At 62.7% G+C, this 23,208-nt stretch carries 24 protein-coding genes; 9 read left to right on the forward strand and 15 right to left on the reverse strand.

Annotation, left to right across the window (positions count from 1 at the left end; translation table 11 throughout):
• Positions 1–21: 21 nt before the first annotated feature.
• The 6 genes from B208_RS0114105 to B208_RS0114130 form a co-directional block, all read right to left on the reverse strand.
• Positions 22–522 (reverse strand): Lrp/AsnC family transcriptional regulator, encoded by a 501-nt coding sequence (locus B208_RS0114105; RefSeq protein WP_007979400.1) that lies wholly within the window; start codon positions 520–522, stop codon positions 22–24.
• Positions 523–757: 235 nt separating this feature from the next.
• Positions 758–2,881: a polyphosphate kinase 1 gene (ppk1, locus tag B208_RS0114110; RefSeq protein ID WP_007979398.1), complete on the reverse strand. Its 2,124-nt coding sequence runs from the start codon at positions 2,879–2,881 to the stop codon at positions 758–760.
• Positions 2,882–2,935: 54 nt separating this feature from the next.
• Entirely contained in the window at positions 2,936–3,625 is a 690-nt protein-coding gene (locus B208_RS0114115; protein WP_007979396.1) for a metallophosphoesterase family protein, read from the reverse strand.
• A gap of 133 nt (positions 3,626–3,758) precedes the next feature.
• Positions 3,759–5,411, reverse strand: a complete 1,653-nt coding sequence (locus tag B208_RS0114120) for an AMP-binding protein (protein WP_007979394.1) — start codon at positions 5,409–5,411, stop codon at positions 3,759–3,761.
• Positions 5,412–5,499: 88 nt separating this feature from the next.
• The gene (proS, locus tag B208_RS0114125) at positions 5,500–6,957 is read right to left on the reverse strand and encodes a proline--tRNA ligase (RefSeq protein ID WP_007979392.1); all 1,458 of its coding nucleotides are present in this window, start codon (positions 6,955–6,957) and stop codon (positions 5,500–5,502) included.
• A 737-nt stretch (positions 6,958–7,694) separates the two neighbouring features.
• Positions 7,695–8,156 carry an 8-oxo-dGTP diphosphatase gene (locus tag B208_RS0114130; RefSeq protein ID WP_007979389.1) on the reverse strand — a complete coding sequence of 154 codons (462 nt, stop codon included), beginning with the start codon at positions 8,154–8,156 and terminating at the stop codon, positions 7,695–7,697.
• Between the two features lie 172 nt (positions 8,157–8,328).
• On the opposite strand from B208_RS0114130, the gene B208_RS0114135 reads away from it, so the two are divergent.
• Positions 8,329–8,625, forward strand: coding sequence for a hypothetical protein (locus B208_RS0114135; protein WP_007979387.1), 297 nt, complete (start codon positions 8,329–8,331; stop codon positions 8,623–8,625).
• 55 nt (positions 8,626–8,680) lie between these two features.
• Positions 8,681–9,085 (forward strand): hypothetical protein, encoded by a 405-nt coding sequence (locus B208_RS0114140; protein ID WP_007979385.1) that lies wholly within the window; start codon positions 8,681–8,683, stop codon positions 9,083–9,085.
• 1 nt (position 9,086) lies between these two features.
• Here the strand turns inward: B208_RS0114140 and B208_RS0114145 are convergent, their stop codons facing one another.
• Positions 9,087–9,563, reverse strand: coding sequence for a hypothetical protein (locus B208_RS0114145; protein WP_007979384.1), 477 nt, complete (start codon positions 9,561–9,563; stop codon positions 9,087–9,089).
• A 300-nt stretch (positions 9,564–9,863) separates the two neighbouring features.
• Between B208_RS0114145 and B208_RS0114150 the strand changes: the two genes are divergently transcribed.
• Positions 9,864–11,780, forward strand: coding sequence for a beta-CASP ribonuclease aCPSF1 (locus B208_RS0114150; RefSeq protein WP_007979383.1), 1,917 nt, complete (start codon positions 9,864–9,866; stop codon positions 11,778–11,780).
• A 117-nt stretch (positions 11,781–11,897) separates the two neighbouring features.
• On the opposite strand, the gene mce is transcribed toward B208_RS0114150, so the two are convergent.
• A complete protein-coding gene (gene mce, locus B208_RS0114155; protein ID WP_007979382.1) occupies positions 11,898–12,281 on the reverse strand; it encodes a methylmalonyl-CoA epimerase in 384 nt (127 codons plus the stop codon).
• A 100-nt stretch (positions 12,282–12,381) separates the two neighbouring features.
• On the opposite strand from mce, the gene B208_RS0114160 reads away from it, so the two are divergent.
• Both B208_RS0114160 and B208_RS0114165 read left to right on the forward strand, forming a co-directional pair.
• Positions 12,382–13,497: an aminotransferase class V-fold PLP-dependent enzyme gene (locus tag B208_RS0114160; protein WP_007979381.1), complete on the forward strand. Its 1,116-nt coding sequence runs from the start codon at positions 12,382–12,384 to the stop codon at positions 13,495–13,497.
• A 133-nt stretch (positions 13,498–13,630) separates the two neighbouring features.
• Entirely contained in the window at positions 13,631–13,960 is a 330-nt protein-coding gene (locus B208_RS0114165; RefSeq protein WP_007979380.1) for a DUF1330 domain-containing protein, read from the forward strand.
• A gap of 54 nt (positions 13,961–14,014) precedes the next feature.
• Here B208_RS0114165 and B208_RS0114170 read toward each other — a convergent pair whose 3' ends face one another.
• From B208_RS0114170 to B208_RS0114180, 3 genes are all read right to left on the reverse strand, one after another.
• Positions 14,015–15,697 (reverse strand): acyl-CoA mutase large subunit family protein, encoded by a 1,683-nt coding sequence (locus B208_RS0114170; protein WP_007979379.1) that lies wholly within the window; start codon positions 15,695–15,697, stop codon positions 14,015–14,017.
• A 638-nt stretch (positions 15,698–16,335) separates the two neighbouring features.
• On the reverse strand, positions 16,336–16,647 hold the full coding sequence (locus tag B208_RS0114175; protein ID WP_007979377.1) for a transcription factor S: 312 nt from the start codon (positions 16,645–16,647) through the stop codon (positions 16,336–16,338).
• A gap of 60 nt (positions 16,648–16,707) precedes the next feature.
• Complete coding sequence (locus B208_RS0114180) at positions 16,708–16,965, reverse strand: DUF5789 family protein (RefSeq protein ID WP_007979375.1); 258 nt, start codon at positions 16,963–16,965, stop codon at positions 16,708–16,710.
• A 143-nt stretch (positions 16,966–17,108) separates the two neighbouring features.
• On the opposite strand from B208_RS0114180, the gene B208_RS0114185 reads away from it, so the two are divergent.
• Positions 17,109–18,359, forward strand: coding sequence for an MFS transporter (locus B208_RS0114185; RefSeq protein WP_049805643.1), 1,251 nt, complete (start codon positions 17,109–17,111; stop codon positions 18,357–18,359).
• A gap of 13 nt (positions 18,360–18,372) precedes the next feature.
• Here B208_RS0114185 and B208_RS0114190 read toward each other — a convergent pair whose 3' ends face one another.
• Positions 18,373–19,149, reverse strand: coding sequence for an enoyl-CoA hydratase/isomerase family protein (locus tag B208_RS0114190; protein WP_007979373.1), 777 nt, complete (start codon positions 19,147–19,149; stop codon positions 18,373–18,375).
• A 132-nt stretch (positions 19,150–19,281) separates the two neighbouring features.
• Here B208_RS0114190 and B208_RS0114195 point away from each other — a divergent pair, with 132 nt between their 5' ends.
• Positions 19,282–19,782, forward strand: a complete 501-nt coding sequence (locus B208_RS0114195; RefSeq protein ID WP_007979372.1) for a DUF5797 family protein — start codon at positions 19,282–19,284, stop codon at positions 19,780–19,782.
• A gap of 1 nt (position 19,783) precedes the next feature.
• Here the strand turns inward: B208_RS0114195 and B208_RS0114200 are convergent, their stop codons facing one another.
• Positions 19,784–20,827 carry a DUF5787 family protein gene (locus B208_RS0114200; RefSeq protein ID WP_007979371.1) on the reverse strand — a complete coding sequence of 348 codons (1,044 nt, stop codon included), beginning with the start codon at positions 20,825–20,827 and terminating at the stop codon, positions 19,784–19,786.
• Positions 20,828–20,963: 136 nt separating this feature from the next.
• Here B208_RS0114200 and B208_RS0114205 point away from each other — a divergent pair, with 136 nt between their 5' ends.
• On the forward strand, positions 20,964–21,662 hold the full coding sequence (locus B208_RS0114205) for a DUF7827 domain-containing protein (RefSeq protein WP_007979369.1): 699 nt from the start codon (positions 20,964–20,966) through the stop codon (positions 21,660–21,662).
• A 32-nt stretch (positions 21,663–21,694) separates the two neighbouring features.
• On the opposite strand, the gene B208_RS0114210 is transcribed toward B208_RS0114205, so the two are convergent.
• Positions 21,695–22,123, reverse strand: coding sequence for a bis(5'-nucleosyl)-tetraphosphatase (locus tag B208_RS0114210; RefSeq protein WP_007979368.1), 429 nt, complete (start codon positions 22,121–22,123; stop codon positions 21,695–21,697).
• Between the two features lie 192 nt (positions 22,124–22,315).
• Here B208_RS0114210 and B208_RS0114215 point away from each other — a divergent pair, with 192 nt between their 5' ends.
• Positions 22,316–22,648, forward strand: a complete 333-nt coding sequence (locus B208_RS0114215) for an uS10/mL48 family ribosomal protein (RefSeq protein WP_007979367.1) — start codon at positions 22,316–22,318, stop codon at positions 22,646–22,648.
• 78 nt (positions 22,649–22,726) lie between these two features.
• Here the strand turns inward: B208_RS0114215 and B208_RS0114220 are convergent, their stop codons facing one another.
• On the reverse strand, positions 22,727–23,173 hold the full coding sequence (locus B208_RS0114220) for a hypothetical protein (RefSeq protein ID WP_007979366.1): 447 nt from the start codon (positions 23,171–23,173) through the stop codon (positions 22,727–22,729).
• Positions 23,174–23,208: the final 35 nt, after the last annotated feature.

Consider the following 23,208-nt stretch of genomic DNA (forward strand, 5'->3'; position numbering starts at 1 on the left):
CGTAACTATCGAAAACTGCCCCTACTCGCTTTCGATGAGCGCTTCCAGGTCCTCGTCGTCGTAGTTGACCAGTAGTCTGGACTCGTCCTTGAACGTTTGGAGAACGACCTGCGTCGAGGAGTGTTCCACACCGTCGGTGTGGATGATGTCGTCGATGTACTCCTGTAAGTGGTCGTGGTCGCGGAGATGGGCGATTATCGTGAACGACTTGTCGCCGAGCATGAAGTACACCGTCTGAACGCCCGAAATCTCCGTCAGTTCATCGCCGATTTCGTCGTATCCCGGTCCGTAGGTGCTTCGGATTTCGGTGATAGCGGTCAGTTCGAGGCCGAGTTCGTGCGCGTCGATTTTTGAAACCGTCCCCGAGAGAATTCCCTGTTTTCGATACTTGTCCAACCGATAGTACACTGTCGAGGTACTGATACCGAGTTCGTCGCTCACTTCGTCGACGTCGATATCCCCCTCCCTGTCGAGCCAGCGTAGGATTTTGAAGTCCTTTTTGTCTAAATTGACTTCGGCCATACATAATCGATTGTAGTCGAGTTTCTAAAACTTTGCTAACGATTCGTGATTTGGATAAATGGTGTGCCTACGGATTACAACACGTGATACTGTGGTATACTGTCAAACCTCGCTTAGTTTCCGAATGTGAGACATTCAACAACCGCAATTCGCATTCATTTCGTGATCTTCCGAACTCGATTGTTTTGGAACCGTTATTGTTTTTAACCCATCACTTCTGGCCGCTCTGATTTCTTCAGGTGTCGCTCATCCGACCCGCGCGCCGCATGAGTACGTCCTGTGTAGCCACCGCCGGTTCGTCGCCGGGTCGCCGTTGGCGATAGCCGCCGTCCGATTCCATCACCCAGCAGTTCCGATTGTCGGCCAGCATCGTTTCGAGAATCGTCGACAGTTCCTCCCGAAGCGCCGGGTTCGTCACCGGTGTGATGGTTTCCACGCGTTTGTCGAGGTTCCTCGTCATCCAATCGGCGGACCCGATGAAGTACCGCGGGTCGCCGCCGTTGCCGAAGTAGAAGATTCTGGAGTGTTCGAGGAACCGTCCGACGACGCTGTAGACGTCCACCGTTTCGCTCACCCCTTCGATGCCGGGACGAAGCCGACAGATGTCCCGAACGATGAGGTCGATATCGACGCCGTCCATCGCCGCTCGGTAGAGTTCTTCGACGATAGCCGGGTCTTCGAGCGAGTTCATCTTGGCGACGATGCGTCCCTCCTTCCCCTCGCGCGCCAACCCCGCCTCGGTGCGTATCATCTCGGTGAACCGCTCGCGCATGTTCCCCGGCGCGATGAGCAGTTTTCGGTACTTCTCGTGGCGGGTGTGGCCGGTGAAGTAGTTGAACAGGTCGCTCAGGTCCTGCCCGATTTCGCGGTCCGCGGTCAGCAGTCCGAGGTCGGTGTACGTCTTCGCCGTCTCCGAGTGGTAGTTTCCGGTGGCGATGTGGGAGTACAATTGCACGCCGTCTTCCTCCTCGCGGACGACGAGCGCGGTCTTGCTGTGGGTTTTGTAGCCGATGGTCCCGTACGCGACGTGGATGCCTTCCTCCTCCAACTTCTTGCCCCACTCCATGTTGTTCTCCTCGTCGAACCGCGCCTTGAGTTCGACCATCACCGCGACCTGTTTTCCGTTCTTCGCCGCCTCGATGAGGCTCTCGACGACCTTCGAATCGCTCGCGGTCCGATAGATGGAGAGTTTGATGGCGAGCACGTCGGGGTCCGTCGCGGCCTGCCGCAGGAACTTCTGGACCGTCTCCTCGAAGGAGTGATACGGGTGATGGACGAGCACGTCGTTGCGTCGAATCTCCTCGAACACGTCCACGGATTCGTCGGGGGTCCCGCCGGAGAGACGGGGATGGGGCTGTGGCGTCCACGGAGCGGTTTTCAGGTCGGATCGGTCACAGTCCGTCAGGTCCATGAAATCCCGGAAGTCGAGCGGTTCGGGGAGGCAGAACACCTCGCGTTCGTCCACGCCGAGTTGTTCGACCAGCAACTCCCGAACCTCGTCGGGCATCCCCTCCTCGATTTCGAGGCGGACGACGGTGGCGAACCGACGTTCGCGGAGCACCGACTCTATCATGTCGATGAGGTCCTCCGCGACTTCCTCGTCCTTTCCGACCTCCGCGTTTCGGGTGACGCGGAACGTGGAGTGATCGATGATCTCCGTGCCCGGAAAGAGGAGGTCGAGGTTGGCCCGGATGACGTCCTCCAGCAGGACGTATCGCGTCTCGTCGCCTATTCGGACGAGACGCGGCCGGTTTTTCGGAATCTTCACGCGCGAAAAGGTCGTCTCCGACTCGTCGTCCTTCCGAGTCAGCACCGCCAACGAGAGGCTCAGGTTCGAGATGAACGGAAACGGATGGGCCGGGTCGAACGTCAGGGGAGTGAGCGTGGGAAGGACGGACGCCTCGAAATACTCGCGCAGGTCGTCTCGCTCCGCGGACGACAGGTCGTCGTACGACACGATTTCGATACCCGCGCCCGCCAGTTCGCCGTGAATCACGTCCCGATAACAGGACGACTGCTGGCGGAACATCTCCCCCGTCACGTCGAGAATTTCGTCCCACTGTTCCCGCGGCGTTCGACCGTCGGGCGACAGTTCGGTCACGTCGGCCGCCATCTGCTGTTTCAGGCCGCCGACCCGCTTGCGGAAGAACTCGTCCATGTTCGTCGTGAAGATGGCGAGGAACTTCACTCGCTCCAGCAGCGGGTTGCGCTCGTCCATCGCTTCGTGGAGCACCCGCTTTTGAAATTCGAGTTGGCTCAACTCTCGGTTCAGGTAGTACTCGGAGTCCGTCAGGTCGATGGCCGCGTTTTCGGACGTCGTTTCCTCGTCATCGTCGTCCGGTAACTCGTGTTGTGGCATGACTGGTCGCGGAGGGGGGTTTTCTGGGACCGATGGTTCAGCGGGTTCGAGGGTTCAGTGGGACCGAGGGGTGACGATGGAGTCGTCGCTCCTGCTCGTGTCCGTTCGCTGGGACGGCCGGGTGACGAACTCGTCGGCCCGATACTCGTAGGCCGTGAGCGTCCCGCCGTAGACACACCCCGTGTCCAACCCGACGGCCCACTCCCGTTCGACCGGCCGTTCGAGGACGGTGTGACCGAAGAACACCCGTCGCGGCCCGTCGTACTCCTCGAACCAGAACGGTCGGTCGTAGCTTCCGTCCGGGTCCAGCGAGCGCGTCGTTTCGAGGTCGTCGATTGAATGTTCCGAAAGCGGCTTTCGCGGGTCCACGCCGCCGTGAACGACGAGCGCGTCGGCCCACGAAATCGCCGCCGGAAGGCTCCGAACGTACTCGATTTCGGCCTCCCCGAACTCGTCCAGTTCGACGTCCCCGTCGAGGAGTTTCTGCTCGTTGTTTCCACGAACCGAGCGGAAGTTGTCGTTCTCCCGAACCAACTCGACGACGCCGATGCTGTCGGGACCTTTGCGAATCAGGTCGCCGACGAACACCACGAGGTCGTCGGCGGACGGCGCGAGGTCGTCGAGAAGCGATTCGAGTTCCGGCAAACAGCCGTGGACGTCGCCGACGACGTAGATGTCCTCCCACTCGTCGGCGTCGATTCGCTCGTGTGGCACTCCGTCGTCGAACGTCGGACTCGAAACCATTGTTGTAGTAGCGACCGCTCGCCGCATCGGTGAGCGGCCTTTCGACGGAACACAACAGGTCCGCGGTCTAAACGGTTTATAATACTCGTCAGGAGGCGTCAGAGCAATCCGTATGCGAATTTATACCAATCGCTCACGAACCGGATTCCTCGACCGCCCGCTCCCGCAACTCCGTTCGCTGAATCTTCCCGGTTGTCGTCTGAGGCAGTCGGGCGACGAACTCGATTCGACGCGGATACTCGTACTCCGCGAGGCGGTCCCGGACGAGGGTTCGTATCTCCTCGCGGAGCGCGTCGGTCCCCTCGACTCCCGAAACGGGTTGGACGAACGCCGCGATGATTTCCCCGCGCGTGTCGTCCGGGACGCCGACGACGCCGACCTGTTCGACCGACTCGTGTTCGAGGACGGCTTTCTCGATTTCGCCGGGTCCGACGCGGTAGCCGCTCGTGATGATGAGGTCGTCGTCGCGCGATTTGAACCAGATGTAGTCGTCCTCGTCCTGCACCGCGAGGTCGCCGGTGAGGTGCCAGTCGCCGACACGAACCGACTCGGTTTTCTTCGGGGCGTTCCAGTACTCCTCGAATATCGCGGGTTCGGTGGGGTTTCGAACCGCGATTTGGCCGACCTCGCCGCGCGACAGTTCCTCGCCCGTCTCGGGGTCCACGATGGCGACGTCGTGGCCCGGAACGGGTTTCCCCATGCTCCCCGGTTTCGCCTCGAACCAGTCCCCACAGTTGGCGACGAGCAGGTTCGCCTCCGTCTGGCCGTATAGCTCGTTCACCGCGACGCCCGCCAGTTCCTCTTCGGCCCACGCCAGAATCTCGGGCGTCAGCGGTTCGCCGCCGGTACTGATGGCGTCGAGGTCGAGGTCGTAGGCGTCGGTCGGGTCGGGCACTTCCATCATCATGCGGATGGCCGTCGGCGGGATGAACGCGTCCGTCACGCCGAACTCCTCGACGAGTTCGAACGCCTCCTCGGCGTCGAACTTCCCCATCGGATAGCCGACGACCGGGCGGCCGTAGTGCCACGAGGAAAAGAGCAGGTCGCCGAGCGCGCCGATCCACGCCCAGTCCGCGGGCGTCCACGCCACCGTCTTCCCGAGGACGTTTCGCTCGAAAACCATCGAGTACGTCGGGCAGTGGCCGACCCACACGTGATGCCCGTGGAGGACGCCTTTCGGCGGACCCGTGCTTCCGCTCGTGTACATGACGATGGCGGGCGTCTCGGGCGTCGTCTCCGCGAGGTCGAACGAGCGCCCGCCGTCCCGAGGCAGTTCCTCGAACCTCCGCACATCACCCTCGGCGTCCCCGTCCACTTCCACCACGTGTTCGAGGTCGGGACAGTCGTCCCGAACTTCGTCCAGCGACTCCCGAACGGCCTCGTCCACGACGGCGACGTTCGCGCCGCTGTCGTCGAGTCGATAGCCGAGCGCCTCGGACCCGAACAGCACCGACAGCGGTATCGATATCGCGCCGAGTTTCCAGCACGCGAGGTGGGTGATGGGGTTCGCGGGTTTCTGCGGGACGGCGACGGCGACCCTGTCGCCGAACTCGACGCCGAGGGTCGACAGGGCGTTGGCGACCCGGTTCGACAGCACGTCGATGTCGTGAAACGTGTACGTTTCCCGTCGTCCGTCGGGGGAGGCCTGGAAGAGGGCCACGGACCCTTTCGGGTCGTCGTGCTTTCGGACGAGGTCGTGGGCGGCGTTGAACGTCTCGGGGAGGTCCCACGCGAAGTCCTCGCGGGCGGTTTCGTACGAGTCGTCGAGCGTGACGTACCGCGGCATGGTACCTCATTGCACGCGTGGGACTATCTAATCCAAGGTTCACATATCACGGTCGGCCCGTGATCGGTCGAAAAAACGGGGGTCCGATTCAGTACGACTTCGCGAAGTACGCCGTCTCCTCGGCCTCGTCGCCGCAGATGGAACACTCGTCGCCGCACGGTTCCTCGTCGCGGTCGAGGGGCACCATGACGATCTCCGCCGAAATCTGGTCTTTGATTTCGGCCTCGCAGTCCTCGTCGCCACACCACGCGGTTTTCACGTAGCCGCCGTGCTGACCGATGGTGCCGAGGATGTCGGCGCGGGAGTCGGCTTCCCGGATGTTGTCTTCGAGGTTCTCCTCGGCCGCCTCGTACATCTTGTCGAACACCGCGTCGAAGTGGTCCTCGACGGTCTCGGCGATGTCCGCGCGGTCCTCCACGACGTTCTCGCCGTCGGGTCGGTGAACGACCGTAATCTCGTCGTCCTCAACCTCGTGCGGGCCGATTTCGAAGCGGACGGGGACGCCCTTCAGTTCCCACTCGTTGAACTTGAAACCGGGGTTGCGCTCGTCGCGGTCGTCGAGTTCGACGCGGACGCCCGCCTCTTCGAGGTCCTCGGCGATACCCTCGGCGTACGAGAGCACCTCTTCGCGGTTCTCCTCCTGCCAAATCGGGACGATGACGACCTGCTCGGGCGCGAGCGTGGGCGGACAGACGAACCCCTGCTCGTCGCTGTGGGTCATGATGAGCGCCCCGAGCGCGCGCCACGACAGCCCCCACGAGGTGGTGTGCGCCACGCGCTCGTCCTCGTTCTCGTCGGTGAAGTAGAGGTCGTACGCCTCCGCGAAGCCCTGTCCGAGGTAGTGGCTGGTCGCGCCCTGCACCGACTTGCCGTCGGGCATGAGCGCCTCGACGGTCGTCGTGGTGTCCGCGCCGGGGAACTTGTCGTGTTCGGGCTTGCGGCCGGGCATGACCGGAATCGCCAGCACCTCCTCGAAGACCCGCTGGTACTGCTCGAGGCGGGTCATCGTCTCGTCCCACGCCTCCTCCTCGGTCTCGTGGGCCGTGTGACCTTCCTGCCAGAGGAACTCCTTCGTGCGGAAGAACGGCTTGGTGTCCGTCGCCTCCCACCGAATCACGCTACACCACTGGTTGAGTCGGAGCGGCAGGTCGCGGTGGCTCCGCACCCACTGGCTCATGAACGGCGTGATGATGCTCTCGCTGGTGGGGCGGAACGCGAGGCGCTCGTCCAGTTCGTCGTGCCCGCCGTGAGTGACCCACGCGACTTCCGGGTCGAACCCTTCCACGATGTCGCTCTCGCGTTCGAGGTAGCTCTCGGGGATGAGCGCGGGGAAGTAGGCGTTCTGCGCCCCCGTCTCCTTGAACCAGCCGTCGAGGTGGTCCTGCAGGCCCTCCCAGAGGGCGTAGCCGCGGGGTCGGGTCACGATGAACCCGCCCATCGGCGCGTAGTCGGCGAGACCCGCCTTCAGAACCACTTCGGCGTACCAGTCGCCGGGACTGTACGATTTGGACTCGGTGATGCCGAGTTCCTGGTCGTCGTTGCTCATTACTCCTATCCAGTCCGGTTGCACTCTTAAATGTCCTGAAGCGACGGCAAGGAGGGGTGATTTTGGACGTTCGAGGAGTGCGTTTACTTCTTCGGAGGTAGTCTGGTTTCGCTGTGATTGCAGTTACTGAGAAGCAGATCTCGAAAGCCCCCGCCACGCTCGCGGTTGCTCAGTGACATCTCTCCTTGACTCACTTCGTTCGCCAGCGTCGAGAGGGGTCACTGAGACAACCACGATGAACGCGAGACCGGACGGCCCCTTTCATTCCCACCCGACCGCAACCGCCCCGAACCACATCCTCCCCAACCGACTCCTCCGCTCGTCGCTGGCGCTCCTCGGTCGTCATCCCTCGCGCGGCTTCGAGGGGTTGGTTCGGCCGTCCGCACCGCTGGTTCGCGGTTACACCGCTCACCCAGAGGTTTCTTCGAAACCTCGCTGGCCTCACCACCCCATCAGCGCGCGCCACTGTGGAAATTCGTCCGCGAGATAGGGACCAGACACACTGGCGCGTGCGTCAGAAGGCCCGCAACCTGCGGTCGGTTGCGGGCCGCCTGGCCAGCGCGAGGGACGACTGAGCGCACGCGAAGGAGTCGGTTGGGGAGGCGTGTGGGCGGTAGCGGTTGCGGTTTCATTGACGTCTGTATTTGCAATCACAGCAATACAGCCACGACTCGTAGCGAACGGACGGATTGCAGACGAGTACCGAACACGATTCATCAATAGACGCGAATTCGCACTCAAAATTCCACGCCGGTTTCCAACTCCTGTTCGAGCATCTCGTCGCCGTCTTCATCGAACCGGAACCATCCCGAGAACGTCTCCTCAGATAGCAAATACGGCATCCAGAGGCGGTCGTCCTCCCACATCTCGCCGTAGGGCATGTCCTCGACGTCGAACCATCGCGGGTCGGCCTCCTCGGTTTCTTGGGGGGCTCCCGAAAATTCCTCGGTGCGGAAGACGTGGACGAACATCTCCGACTCCGTTCCAAACACGAACTCGAACTCGCCGACCTTGGTCGGGTTCTCCACGGACACGCGAATCTCCTCCTCGACCTCCCGAATCGCGGCGTCGCGGGGGGTCTCGCCGTCCTCGACTTTTCCGCCGGGACCGACGAGTTTCCCCTCGCCGAGGCCGCGTTTCTTGCGGATGAGGAGGATTTCGTCGCCGCGAATCGGATAACAGAGCGTCGCGGGTTGCATGTCTGTTCGCTGTCACTCCGATTTAATCAGTGTTCCGAACGGTCGAAGGGGCCGGATGTCATGACCGAAACGGCTGACGACAACCCGATGACGGAATTCGACTGGGGGTTCGACCTGCGGGTCGAAGACAGGTGAACGAAGCTTTTTAACGCCAGTTATCCAACACGATATCATGAGAGCGCCGACGATTTCCGCTCCGACGCTTGGTGTCGGCCAACGCGCGATACGTTGGCTCGGGGTCCTCGTTCTGATTCTCCACCTCGGAATGGTAGTCGCACTCGATTTCCACGTACTGGGCGACCCGAGTTTACTCGTCCAAATCACGCTCGGCACGGGCGGTGGACTCCTCCTTCTCCTTTCGACCACCGACCACACGTGGGACGTCGAAACGCGCCGACTGGCCGATGTGGGTTTCTTCTGTCTCTCCCTGTCGGTGTTGGTGTCGTATCTCCTGCGGTCGTCGTTTTGAACCCCGCGAAATCATCGGAAGAAGGTATTTAAGTTCAGTTCTCCAACACGAAATCATGAAAGCGCCGGTCATCAGCGCACCCACGGGCGGGCCGAAGCGGCGGTGGTTCAAGTGGCTCGGAGCGTTCATGCTGTTGCTGAACGCCGGGTTTCTCGCCCTCCTCGGACCGCGCGCGTTGTCCCACCTCGAACAACTCGCGCAGTTCGGAGTCGGCATCCTTGGCGGTCTCCTGTTGATACTTTCGGGTGTCGAACTGCCGTGGGACGTGGGCTGGTATCGGTTGGCCGGTCTGGGATACGTTTGCCTCGCGGTGTCGTTCCTGTTCACCGGCGTTCTCGCCGACAACGGACTCGGCTGGATTGCGGTGAACGCGGTCGGCGCGCTTTCGCTCGCCTTCTTCGGCTTCGACATGATGCGCGGCGGGCGACATTTCAAAGTGGACGCAGACGCCGAGGTCTAACTCATTTCACCGAAAACGGACTCTCGCCTTCCGTCCAGTCCCACCCCGGCAGTCGGGTCTGAAATCCGGCGGCGAGGGCGGCGTCCAAGTCGTCCACGCCCGCCGCCTCGTCGTCCACGTGGTGCATGATATCCGCGTAGTGGAACGTGGCCTCGCCGAGGAGGCGAAGGGGTTGGTTGCCCGCAATCATTCCGGCGAGTTCCCGGCCGAGGAGTTCGTCCACGACGAATCCGGGGTAGTCGTTTTCGACGTCGAGGTCGCGGAGCAGGGCGACGAGTGCGGCGACGTTTACCGCGAGGTCGCCGTCGGCGAACACGGCGTCCACTTCGCGTCGGTAGTCGGCGACGGAGACGGAATCGACCTCCGTGCCGAACGCCTCGCCGAGGTTCGCTCGAACGTCGTCGATGAGCGATACGACTTCCGTTCGTTCCCGGACCCACTCGTGTTCGTCCGCGACGGTCGCAGGGGAGAGTTGCATGGGGAATACGTCGTGCAGAGTAGATTTAGGGGTTTTGAGAAGGCTTTTATAACCACACCGTTTAGTGGGGGATAAGCGGGTTTTCCTGTGTCACCCATGAGCAGTTTGCTTTCGGAGACCAGGACCACATTATGCGCGTTGACGCGTATGCTCCAATCCCGCAGAACAAGCGAGACAATCTATGCTGTGCTGTATACGTCGTAGTGGTCACGGTGTTCGAAACCACCGACTGCGACAATCCCAGATACGCCGGACCAACAGCATTCGCTCTCCCAACGGACGAAGCGGACTGTTTTCACCATGAGTAAAGTAGAGCAACAACTCGAAGACCTCAAAGCAACGATTACGAGCGAACTCCCGAGCGACATTTCGGTATCCGACGTCAAGTACGAAGGGCCGGAACTCGTCGTCTACACGCGCGACCCGAAGAAGTTCGCGCGCAACGGCGACCTGATCCGAAAGCTGGCGAGCCAACTGCGAAAGCGCATCACGGTTCGCCCCGACCCCGACGTCCTCTCACGCCCCGACACGGCGCGCGAGGACATCCTCGACGTCATCCCCGAGGAAGCGGGCGTGACGGACCTCGACTTCCACGCCGATACCGGCGAAGTCGTCATTCAGGCCGAGAAACCCGGCATGGTCATCGGCAAGCACGGGAGTACGCTCCGAGAGATAACCCAAGAAGTCGGCTGGACGCCCGAAGTCGTCAGGACGCCGCCCATCGAATCCTCGACGGTTTCCAACGTCCGGAACTTCCTCAAACAGGAACGCGACGACCGTCGCAACATCCTGGAGAAGGTCGGCCGACAGATACACCGCGAGGAGATGAGCGACGAGGAGTGGGTCCGCGTCACGACGCTCGGCTGTTGCCGCGAAGTCGGTCGGGCGAGCTTCATCCTCTCGACGCCCGAAACCCGCATCCTCATCGACTGTGGCGACAAGCCCGGTTCCGACGACGTGCCGTACCTCCAAGTCGAGGAGGCGCTCGGCGCGGGGGCTGCCACCATCGACGCCGTGGTGCTCACCCACGCTCACCTCGACCACAGCGCGCTCATTCCGCTCCTGTTCAAGTACGGCTACGACGGCCCGATTTACACGACCGAACCGACCCGCGACCTGATGGGACTGCTCCAACTCGACTACCTCGACGTGGCCGCGAAGGAGGGCCGCGTCCCGCCGTACGAGAGCGAGATGGTTCGGGAAGCGCTCAAACACACCATTCCGCTGGAGTACGGCGACGTCACTGACATCGCGCCCGACGTGAAACTCACGTTCCACAACGCCGGCCACATCCTCGGCTCCGCGGTGACGCACTTCCACATCGGCGATGGCCTGTACAACGTGGCGTTCTCCGGCGACATCCACTACACCGACACGCGCCTGTTCAACGGCGCGGTGAACGACTTCCCGCGCGTCGAAACGCTCATCCTCGAATCGACCTACGGCGGTCGGAACGACTACCAGACCGACCAGAAGGATTCGGAGGAGAAACTCAAGAAGGTCATCAACGAGACGTACGAGAAGGGCGGCAAGGTCGTCATTCCCGCGTTCGCGGTCGGTCGGTCACAGGAGATGATGCTCGTCATCGAGGAGGCGATGCGAAACGGCGACATCCCGGAGATGCCCGTCCACCTCGACGGGATGATATGGGAGGCGACGGCCATCCACACGACGTACCCCGAATACCTGCGCGACGACCTCCGAGACCGTATCTTCCACGAGGACGAGAACCCGTTCCTCGCGCCGCAGTTCAACCACATCGACGGCGGCGAGGAGGAACGACAGGACGTCGCGGACGGCGACCAGTGTATCATCCTCTCGACGTCCGGGATGGTCACCGGCGGCCCCATCATGTCGTGGCTCGAACACGTCGGCCCGGACCCGGACAGCACGATGGTGTTCGTCGGTTACCAGGCACAGGGAACCCTCGGTCGCCGCATCCAGAGCGGGTGGGACGAAATCCCGATCAACGGACGCGGCGGTCGGAACAAGACGCTCAACCTCGAACTCGACGTGGAAACCGTGGACGGCTTCTCCGGCCACGCCGACCGCGCCGGGTTGATGAACTTCGTCAAGACGATGAACCCGCGCCCCGAGAAGGTGCTCTGTGTCCACGGCGACGAGAGTTCCACCCAAGACCTCTCCTCGTCGCTCTACCACGACTTCAACATCCGCACGTTCGCGCCGAAGAATCTGGAGACGTTCCGGTTCAAGTGAACGCCGGAACTCGGTTCTGAGACGCCCCGTTCGTCCGTTTTACGGCTCTACGTGGAACCGTTCGGACGCCGAACGCCGAACGAACTGCGAGCGGACGACTGGTTTTGAGGATTCGTTTCAGTGTTCGACGTACTCCACCAGCACGCCGCCCGTCGATTTCGGGTGGAGGAACGCCACGTCGTGACCCCACGCGCCGGGTCGCGGTTCCTCGTCGATGCATTCGACGCCGTGCTCGCGCGCCGTTTCGAGCGCGCCCTCGATGTCGTCGGTTTCGAGCGCGACGTGGTGGATGCCCGCTCCGTTCTTGTCGAGATACCGAGAAATCGTTCCGTCTTCGAGCGGTTCGAGCAGTTCGAAGTAGCTGCCACCGAAATCGAGGAAGACGACGCGGAGTCCGTCGAACTCCTCCTCGTGGGCGACGGGGGCGTCGAACAGCGCTTCGTACGTCTCCGCGAGTCCGGCCGCATCGTCGGTTGCGATGCCGATGTGGTCTATCTGCATGCGGAAACGATGGCCGTATCGCGGCATAACGGTGGTGATTCGGCCGACCGGATTGCCGCGAGGTGGGAATTATTAGGCGTACCGTGCATGATAGTATCCGATGGAACCCACTGCCTTGCGAGCCGACATCCCCGCGCTCGAACGGACGACGTACATGAACACGGGCGCGAGCGGCCCCAGCCCGACCCGCGTCGTCGAGGCCAACGAATCCTGTCTCGAACGCCACGAGTACGAGACACCGGCCGACGAGGGGATGTATCCGTTCACGTTCGACGTGCTGGATCGGACCCGGAAGACGGTCGCCGACCACCTCGGCGCGACCGCCGAGGAAATCGCGCTGACCCAGAGCACGACGGACGGCATCAACCGAATCGCCGCCGCGCTCGATTGGGAGTCCGGCGACCGCGTCGTTCGAACCGACCTCGAACACTCCTCGGGCATCCTCCCGTGGAAGCGGTTGGAGCGACAGGGCGTGGAGACGGACGTTCTTTCGAGCGAGGACGGACGACTCGACCTCGATGCGGTGAAAGACGCCGTAACCGACGCGAAACTCGTCTGTTTCAGCGCGCTGACGTGGACGCACGGGACGATGCTTCCGGTGCGGGAACTCACCGACATCGCCCGCGATGCGGGTGCGCTCGTTCTCGTGGATGCCGTGCAGTGTCCCGGCCAGATGGCGCTCGACGTGACCGAATGGGACGCCGATTTCGTCGCCGGTGCCGGTCACAAGTGGTTGTTGGGGCCGTTCGGTGCCGGATTCGTCTCCGTCCGTTCGGGGGCCGAACGTCACCTGAACCCGGCCCACATCGGCTATCGGAGCGTCGAGGACGCGAACGCCGAGGCGTACACCTACGAACCCGGCGCGCACCGACTCGAAGTGGGGACCGTTTCGCCCGCACCGTACGCCGGACTCGGGGAGGCAATCGACGTCATCGAGGAAGTCGGGTACGATACCATCGAGAGCCGAATCCGGGAACTAACCGACCGACTGAAAGAGGGCCTCGTCGCGTCCGACGACGCGCGATTGCTGAGTCCCCGCGAGTACGAGTCCGGCCTCGTGACCTTCGAAGTGGACGACCCGGACGCGTTCGTCGAACGACTCGCTGGCGAGGGGATTCGCATCCGCTCGCTGCCGTATCCGAACAACTCCGTCCGCGCCTCCGTCCACGTGTTCAACACGGCGGACGACATCGACGCGCTGTTGGAGCACGTCTGAGCGCCGAGCTACGGTCCCTCCTCTCCTCGAATCGGGCCGACCGTACCCCATACGTTCATTGTGTCAGAGGTTGTCATGGAATGCGTCCGTCGGACCGAGGAGTTCGGTGTCAGCCGACGGTGGGGGAAGAAGGATGTCTCACGACACGCAACGAAAGGGATACGTTATCGCCGTCGACGGGATAACCGACGTGGACCGATTCATGGACGAGTACCTCCCCGCTACCGGGGAGACGATTGCGGACCACGATGGCGAGGTACTCGTCGGCTCGACTGATATCGACGTGATAGAAGGCGACTGGGACCACTCTTTGACCGTCGTCCTCGAATTCCCGTCCGTCGAAGCCGCCGAGGAGTGGTACAACGACGATTCCTATCAGGAACTCAGGCAGGTTCGCCACGAGACCTGCGAGTACACCGATTTGATAATCACCGCCTCGTTCTCGCCCGACGACTTCGACTGAGGAGGTACGCAGCAAGCACTTTTCGAGACGGACCGAGGAGTTCGACTCGCCCGATCAAATCGCCGTGCCCGGCCGATACTCGCCGAACACGTCCCGGAGCACGTTACAGATTTCACCCACCGTCGCGTAGGCCTTCACCGCGTCCACGATGTACGGCATGAGGTTGTCGTTCCCCTCCGCGGCCTCGCGGAGCGCGGTCAGCGTCTCCTCGACTTCCCCGTCGTCCCGTTCCTCACGGACCTCGTTCAGGCGGTCTATCTGTCGGCGTTCGTCCTCCTCCGTGACCTCCTGGATGTCCATCTCGGGTTCCTCGTCCACCTCGAACTCGTTGACGCCGACGATGGTCCGCTCGCCGGACTCTATCTCCTGTTGGCGGTCGTAGGCCACGTCCTGAATCTGGCGCTGGACCCACTGGCTCTCGATGGCCGAGCGCATCCCGCCCTTCTCGTCGATGGTGTCGAGCAGGTCGAACGCCTCTTCTTCCAAGTCGTCCGTGAGCGCCTCGACGTAGTAACTCCCGGCCAGCGGGTCGATGGTGTCCGCCACGCCGCTCTCGTGGGCCAGAATCTGCTGGGTGCGGAGCGCGGTCCGTACGCTCTCTTCCGTCGGCAGCGCCAGCGCCTCGTCCTTGCCGTTCGTGTGCAGGCTCTGGGTCCCGCCGAGAACCGCCGCCAGCGCTTGGTACGCCACGCGGACGACGTTGTTCTCTATCTGTTGGGCGGCGAGCGTCGACCCCGCCGTCTGGGTGTGGAACTTGAGCTGTTTCGATTTGGGGTTCTCCGCGCCGAAGCGTTCCTCCATGATGGTCGACCACATCCGCCGCGCGGCGCGGAACTTCGACACCTCCTCCAGAATGTCGTTGTGCGCGTTGAAGAAGAACGAGAGTTGCGGCGCGAACTCGTCCACGTCCAATCCCGCGTCGAGCGCGGCCTCGACGTACTCGATACCGTTGCCGAGCGTGAACGCGAGTTCCTGTGCCGCCGTCGCGCCCGCCTCGCGGACGTGATAGCCGGAAATCGAGATGGTGTTGAACTTCGGCACCTCCTCGGCGCAGAACTCGAAGATGTCCGTGATGATGCGCATCGACGGTTCGGGCGGGAAGATGTACGTGTTCCGCGCGATGTACTCCTTGAGCAGGTCGTTCTGAATCGTTCCGCGGAGCTGTTCGCGGGAGACGCCCTGCCGGTCGCCCACCGCGATGTACATCGCCAACAGCACCGACGCGGGCGCGTTGATGGTCATCGACGTGCTCACCTCGTCCAGCGGAATCCCGTCGAACAGCGTCTCCATGTCCGCGAGCGAGTCGATTGCGACGCCCGACTTCCCGACTTCCCCCGCCGACATCGCGGCGTCGGAGGTGTAGCCCATCTGCGTCGGCAGGTCGAACGCCACCGACAGCCCCGTCTGGCCGTTGTCGATGAGGTAGTGATACCGCTCGTTGGTCTCCTCGGCCGTCCCGAACCCGGCGTACTGGCGCATCGTCCACAGTCGCCCGCGGTACATCGTCGGGTAGACGCCGCGGGTGTAGGGGTCCTCGCCCGGATAGCCGAGGTCCTCCTCGTAGTCCGTGTCGGCGACGTCGTTCGGCGTGTAGAGGCGCTCTACCGTCTGTCCGTCCGTGTCGGTCGTGAACTCCTCCTTTCGCTCGCCGAACCGCTCCAGCGTCGGGTCGAGCGTCTCCGCTTCCCACTCGTCTTTCCCCCGGCGGATTTCGTCGAGGTCGTCCGCGTCAAACATTGCCTGAACTGTTGTCGGCGATTCGTCTTAAGGATTGACGGACGACTTCGAGGGCGACAGAAGAATGTAGTCGTTCGATACGTGTAGACGTCCGTTTCGATGGCGACGAGAAGACGGTAAGACAAGTAAAGTCCTGAAAGCCCTTGTCAGTGTACGGCACGACAGATTGTCAGTGTACGGCACGACAGAGAATCAGAGGCACGCGAATCTGGACAAACTACGTCGGCGCGTGCGTCAACGGGCCTGAGGCCATTGCGGCCGAAGGTCCGTTGAGTACCATGCGAGGGATGACTGAGCGGATGCGAAGGAATCGGCTGGGGAGGATGTGGCCGTCGCGGTGCCGTGCTGGGTGGGATTGAAAGGGGCCGTCCGGTCGCGTTTGCTGTGGTCGTCTCGGTGACCCCTATCGCGGACCGAGCGGTGCGGAGAGGTCCGCGATATGTCGGCGAGCGACCGCGACCGGACGGGGGCTTTCGAAAACTGCTTCTCACGGACGTCAATCACCGTTCCATCAAAAACGACACGCGACGACCGGGCGGGGGCTTTCGGAGTTTACTCTACGCCGTCATTTTTGAAATCCGACGGAAAAATCCCTGTTTGTAGACGTGGGAGAGAACCTGATGGTGAAAAATCTACGTTTAGTGGTCGTCTTCGCGCCACTTGTGTTCGCACTCGGTACAGACGAAAAAGCGGGTCTCGCTCTCGTCGGCCGAGCGAATCTGCTGGAGGTACCAGTAGGCCTGGTCGTTGTCGCAGTTGGGACACTGCACCTCGGTCGTCGGGAGGCCGTTGCTGCCGCCGCCGCTCTCGATGATTTCGCTCGCCTCTTGGTCCTCGGTGATGACGTACTCCGAGGCGTCGCCCCGCGGAGTCTCGTGGCCGCAGCTACCACAGACCCAGAACCCGTCGTTTGCTTTCATCATGGAACCGCACTCGTCACAGAACTCCATTGTTGTCCCGGACTAACAAACGCGGCCATTTAAGTAGCGTGCTTTCCGCGCTTTTTTCGCTTATCCCTCCCCCTCCGACTGGTACGGTTCGCCGACCGCTTCGCGCGGGAGAACGTTGTTGACCTCCGTTTCGAGGTCGCGCGCGGACTCGTACTCCTCTTGGTCGGTCTGGGCGATGAGGCCGCCGAGGTTCTCCTCGCCCTCGGCGAGGACGAGCGTCGTCTCGTCCAACTCGATGGCCGCGTCCTCCCGCAGAATGGGATAGGAGAGTTCTCGAAGCACCGACTCGACCCGATTGTATTTGACTCTTTGTGCCATGGTAGCACAGACGCCGCGGTCGTGCTTAGGTGTTATCGCGTTCCTTCTCGAACCGCCGGTACCGCTCCCCTCGCCCCCGCGATTGCTGCCACGACGACCGCCATCACAACTGTCTTCACCGTGCAGTCGGTATTTCGACTCGAATGTTCAGTGTGGACAGGCGAGTGCTAGCTTTGGCGATTGCACGGATGGCCGACTCGGCTGGCAATTCGTTTCTCATCATCGTTCTCCCGCTCTACATTACCAGCGGCGTGATAACCGGGAATTCTTTCGGACTCACCGCGACGGCCATCACCGGCATCGTCCTCTCCCTGTTCGGTTTCTTGAACAGCTTCACGCAACCGTTCGCGGGATACCTCTCGGACAAATCCGAGCGGCGGAAAGTGTTCATCCTGCTCGGACTGGGAATTCTGGCGGTGACGAACTTCTCCTTCTCCTTGGCCAGTAGCTACCCCGCGCTCGTCGCCATTCGCGCCGTTCAGGGTATCGGCGTGGCCTTCACCATCCCGTGCACCATCGCGCTCGTCAACGACCTCGCGTCGGACGAGAACCGCGGCGGAAACATGGGCGTGTTCAACACGTTCCGACTGCTCGGATTCGGTGCCGGGCCGATAGCGGCCGGTGCGCTGGTTCACAACGGTCCCTACACCGTGGCTGGCATCCACATGACCGGCTTCGAATCCGCCTTCTACATCGCCTCCTTGGGGGCGCTCATCAGCTTCGCGCTCGTCACGCTGCTCGTGAGCGACCCCGAACAGGCCGATGCCGAGGCGGCCGACGACTTCTCCATCACGATTCTCGGCTCGCGCGGCGGTCTCGACCCAATCTTCACGCTGGCGCTCGCCTCGCTGTTCATGGCCATCAGCATCGCGTTGATTTCGACGCTGGAGACGACCATCAACCGGCGACTCGGACAGAACGAACTGTGGTTCGGCATCGAGTTCGCGGCGTTCGTCCTCGCACAGGTCGCCCTCCAGACGCCCATCGGCCGTGCGACGGACCGCTACGGCCGAAAACAGTTCATCGTCGCCGGACTCGTCCTGCTCATCCCCGCCACGGTGGTCCAGGGCTTCGTCGGAACGCCGGTGGAGATGCTGATCGCTCGACTCGTCCAGGGCGTCGCCGGTGCGCTCGTGTTCGCCCCCGCGCTGGCGCTCGCGGGCGACATCGCACGAAAGGGTCAGTCAGGGACGCAACTCTCCCTGCTCACCATGGCGTTCGGTCTCGGCACCGCCATCGGGCCGCTCTCCTCGGGATTCCTCGTCAAGTTCGGCTTCCAAGTGCCGTTCGAAGTCGGCGGCGTCCTCGCGGCGCTCGGGGCCGCCCTCGTCTACACGCAGGTCGAAGAGACGGTTACGAAACCCCCGGACGCCCGTCCGACGCCACAGGATTGAAAACGCTCTTTCCTCAGTCGAAGTTCGGGTCCCTGTCCTCGACGAACGCCGCCATCCCCTCCCGCTGGTCGTGCGTGCCGAACAGCGAACTCCACAGCCGACGCTCGTAGCGCAGTCCCGCCGACTGGGTTCCTTCCTGTACCTGATTCAGCGCCTCCTTCGCGGCTTGCAGGGCGAACGCCGGGCGTTCCGCGAGGTCGGTCGCCATCTCCTCTACGTGGTCGTCGAGTTCGTCGGGAGCGACGACTTCGCCTATCAGTCCCATCTCGTGGGCGTCCTGGGCGTCGATGCGCTCGCCGAAGAAGATGAGCCGACGGGCGAGCTCGTCGCCGACCAACCGCGAGAGGCGCTGCGTGCCGCCCCATCCGGGGATGATGCCGAGGTCGATTTCGGTCTGACCGATGACGGCGTTCGAACTCGCCACCCGGAGGTCACACGCCAGCGCGAGTTCACACCCGCCCCCGAACGTGTAGCCGTTGATGGCGGCGATGACGGGCGCGGGAAACGCTTCGAGCGAGTCGGCGACGTCGTGGCCCAACTCCGCGTACTCCTGTGCGTCGGTCACGGAGAGGTCCTGCATGTAGCTGATGTCGGCTCCGGCGATGAACGCCTTCTCGCCCGCCCCCGTGAGGACGAGCGCGCGGGCACCGTCCGCCTCCGCTTCGTCGATGGCCTCGCGGAGCGCGTGGAGCGTTTCGACGTTCAACGCGTTGAGTCGGTCGGGGCGGTCGACCGTGAGCGTCGCAACGTCGTCCGAAAACTCGTATCGTACCGTGTCCCATTCGGGCATGCGTGGGATGTCTCGGGGTATTCGGTTAATCGTTGCGGACGGGCGGGTGACGGCGACGGGCCCGCGCTCACCCCGTGATTCCTCGTGTCGCTTCGGAACTGGGAAATAACCCCCCGTCATAATCACGCGACAATGACGTTGTCCGAGGAGGCCCGCGACCGTCTCGCCGATTTGGTCGAACTCCAACCGACGAAAAACAGCGAACTGCAGGACCGCTGGGGGTTGGAGAGCGGGAGCGAAGTGCACCAGTATCTCGAAAGCGAACTGAAGGAGTACTACTACCGCGACGAGAACAGCTACATCCGCGCGACGACGGAAGCCAACGACCTCGTGGACGTAGAGCCCGGCATGGTCGCCGACGACGAAGACGATGCGCCGAGCGTCGTCCGCGTCCCGACCCTCCAGCGACAGGTGTTCGACGTCGTTCCCGACCCGGACGACCGGTCGGCGAGCGTCGTCTCCGTCCTGCACAGCGTCCGCGACGAGTTCGATATCGACCCCGACGTGGACGACGTGCGCGCCGCGCTCCAGAGTCTGAAACGAAAGGGCGTCGTCGAGGTCGTCTACCGGACCGTCCCGACCTTCAAACTCGCCGTCGCCCGCGACGACATCACGGTCGAAGAGTCCGGGTGAATCACTCGGCGTCCGACGCCGACTGCCCCGGACGATAGCGTTCCCGACGCGATTCGAGCAGTCGTTTGCTGGCGTTCCCCGGCCCGCCCTCGATGGGCCATCCTTTCTGCCGCCACGCCGGGGGTTCGGGTTCGAACGCCGAGCACCGCCCGGAACACTCCCGCGCGGTCTGGTGGCAGGATTTCGCGTCACAGTAGGGCAGTACCAACGCCTCCTCCCGCCGCAGTTCGAAGTGCCGACAGTCCGGACGCATCGTCCGAGTGTACGTGCGCCATCCCCGTTCGTACGCCCGTTCCGCGATTTCGAGCCGCTTTTTTGCTTTCTCCTCGGGCGGGACGTACTCGAACCGGGCGGCCGACTGGTCGTACTTCCCGCCGCTTGGTCGTTCGAGGATTCGCGTCCCCGGCGCGTCCACGTCGAGCGTTCGGGGGTACCACGCCACTGCGGCGTCGTGCCCGTCGAACGTCAGAATCCCCGCCTCGACCGGTACCGATTCGAGCAGTGCCGGTTCGACCGTCTCGCCCGTCGCATTCGTCGCCACCCACACCTCGTCGGCCAGCGAGAGCGCCACGTCCCGTTCCAACTGCGGTCGCAAGTCGCGGGCCGCGCTGGCGTCCAAGTCCGGTTTGTTCTCGATGGCGACGATGCGCCGAATCCAGTCCGGGTACTCGTACCGCCGTTTGATTTCGAGGCGGTTGCCTCGCTTTCGCACCTTCAAAATTTCCCGTTCGTCCGCCTCGTGAATCGTCTCGCGGACGTACCGCCACGGATAGTCGGGGTCGGGGAGGGCGTCCCGGTACCACTCCCACTCGGCGGGAGCGTGTCGAACGACGCCGAGCATGTCGCCGTCCAGGCGACGGCGGCCGAAGTCAGCGCGGCGGGCGAACGCGTCTGCATCGACCTCGATGACGACGGTATCCCATCGTCTGCGCTTCGTTCCGAGTTGTCGGGCGACGAGGACGGCCCGGTCGCCGCCGTCGGGCGGCCACCGTCGCTCGGCCCACCGGCAGGTTCGCAGTTCGAAGACGAACTCCGATTCGTCCATACGGTACCCTCTCACCCAGCGCTGGTAAGCGATTCGACTACGCAATATCAAAAAATATTTGTTGGAAGATGAGAAAGACGAATCCCTCTCGTCAACTGACGAGTAAACCGGTTTCCGTACCGGTACCCCGATATCTATGACCCTACGAAACGCCCTCACGACCCTATTGGTCGTCTCGCTCCTCGCCGGACCCGCAGCGGCGGGTTCCGCCGGACACGCGGCGAGCACGACCAATCCCGCTGTACAGTCCCCCTCGCTCTTCCAGTCGAACGATGCGAACGGTACGGTCTCGTTCAATCGTTCCATCTACGAGGTCGAGCAGGGTGAGACGGTTACGATGAACGTCACGCTGGAGGACTTGGACGCCATGACCGTCCAACTCGGCGGCGGCGCGATGGACTACAAACTCAATGCGAGCGTCACCGACGGCAACGGCGACGGTACCGTCGTCCTCGTTTTCGACACCGCGAAAGCGGGGAGCGGCGACGGGTCGGCCCTGACGACGACGGCCGACGCGGACGCGCTCACCGTCAAAAACGAGACGACGGTCGACGGCAAACTCCCCGTGAACATGTACGGAATCACCGTCTACGCCGGTACCGGGGACAGCGATCCCACCATCGAATACGGCGGTCTCAACGTCAAAGGGGATGCGACGAACGGGTCGCGGACGACCGCGACGAACACCTCGACGACGTACGATGAATCCGGGATGACGACCACCACGTCGAACGACTCCACGACGACCACCGACAGCAGCGGTCAACCCGGCTTCGGCGTCGGCGTCTCTGTCTTCGCGCTCGCGGCGGTCGCGTTGCTCGCACGGCGGCAATAGACCTCGAAAAATCTGCGGTTCGTTTTCTTCGCTCAGGCCTCTTCGTACTCGTCGAGGAACTCGTCCGCATCCCGGAGGATGTCGCGGGGTCCGTCCTGCGTGATGGTGTTTATCGCCTGCTCGTAGTCGCGCCACTGCAGGTCCCGGTGTTCGGTCGAGAGTTCCGCGCTGGCCTCGTACGATTTCGCGATGAACAGGTGGACGGTCTTGTGAATCGTCGTCCCGTTCGCCTCGAAGACGTAACTGTAGTCGTCGCGGAAGCCGTCGAGGAGCCGAAAGTCCTCGATTCCGGCCTCCTCTTTCACCTCCCGTATCGCCGTTTGCTGTAGCTCTTCGTCACCCTCCACGCCGCCTTTCGGGAACTCCCAATCGCCCGGTCGGCTTTTGAGGAGGAGGTATTCTCGTCGACCGCGGGTATCCCTGAACAGGATCGCACCCGCGCTCGTAGCGTTAACTGCCATTGTGTTCAGTTACGAGGTTAGCCATTAAAGGAATGTCGAACCAATACGGGCGTTTTCGTGCCACCAGCCCGCTCCGTTTTGAATTCCTCGTGATAGTTCGTTGGTGAATGTCGAATCTCCTGCGGAGTAATCCCTCGGGCCGGAAGCAGACGTTTTACGTAGAAGGATTGTGTACTGCCTACAGAGCTAGCCATGACCTTCATCACGAAAATACTACTCCAGAGCGGGAACCGTCCCGTTCTCGACAGCGTGGTATCCGACATTCGCTCGCTGGCCGGACGAAAAGGGGCCGACCTTCGCGGACCGCATTCGGACCCGCCGGAGCGACACCGCGTACCGCAGTACAAGACGCTCTCCGGCGACGAAGGGCGACAGTTCCGAAGCTGGGATTACACCGTCTACACCCGACGACTGGAGATCGTCGGTCACAACGACGTCTCCCGCCGCGTCGCCCAGATGGACTTCCCGCCGGGAATCCGCGTCGAGGTCGAACTCGAACAGATTCAGGGCATGGGGAAAGCCTGACCGCCGCTCGTTTCTTCTCTCTTCCGGAATTCGAAAAACACGTGGTTCAGCGACCGCTCGGTTCACGACCGTCAGTTTTCATGGCCGACTGACGGTCGTGTCGAGAAGTCCGAGACGGCTGCTGAACACCGTCGCGTCCCGCGCAAATTCGTATCTCGTCCGTTCCCGTAGCGTCCCTTTGGTGAACACGTAGGAGGCACCGGCGACGCTTCCGGTTCCTCTGTCGTACCGAATCGCGTAGCCGTTGTAGTCGTCTGGTTGCGATATTTCGGCCGCCTCACCGCCGCCGGGGAGGGAGAGCATCCGCACGGTTATCGACGCCGGGAGCAGCGAGACGACGCGGAACCGCGCGTCCGCCACGTAGTCGTCGAAGTACACTAGTACTTCCCGCCCGTCCTGTGCTGCCGCTGTCCCCACCCCTGCAACGCCGAGTCCGACCGCACCCGCCGCGAGCAGTCCTTTCTTCATGAACTCCCGACGCGAATCGCTCGGGTTCGGGAGTTCTATAGCATCGTTCGATTCCATCGTTCCGTACCCCCCGTGGTACGCACTCGTAGGGA

It is taken from the genome of Haladaptatus paucihalophilus DX253 (assembly GCF_000376445.1).
Classification (GTDB): domain Archaea; phylum Halobacteriota; class Halobacteria; order Halobacteriales; family Haladaptataceae; genus Haladaptatus; species Haladaptatus paucihalophilus.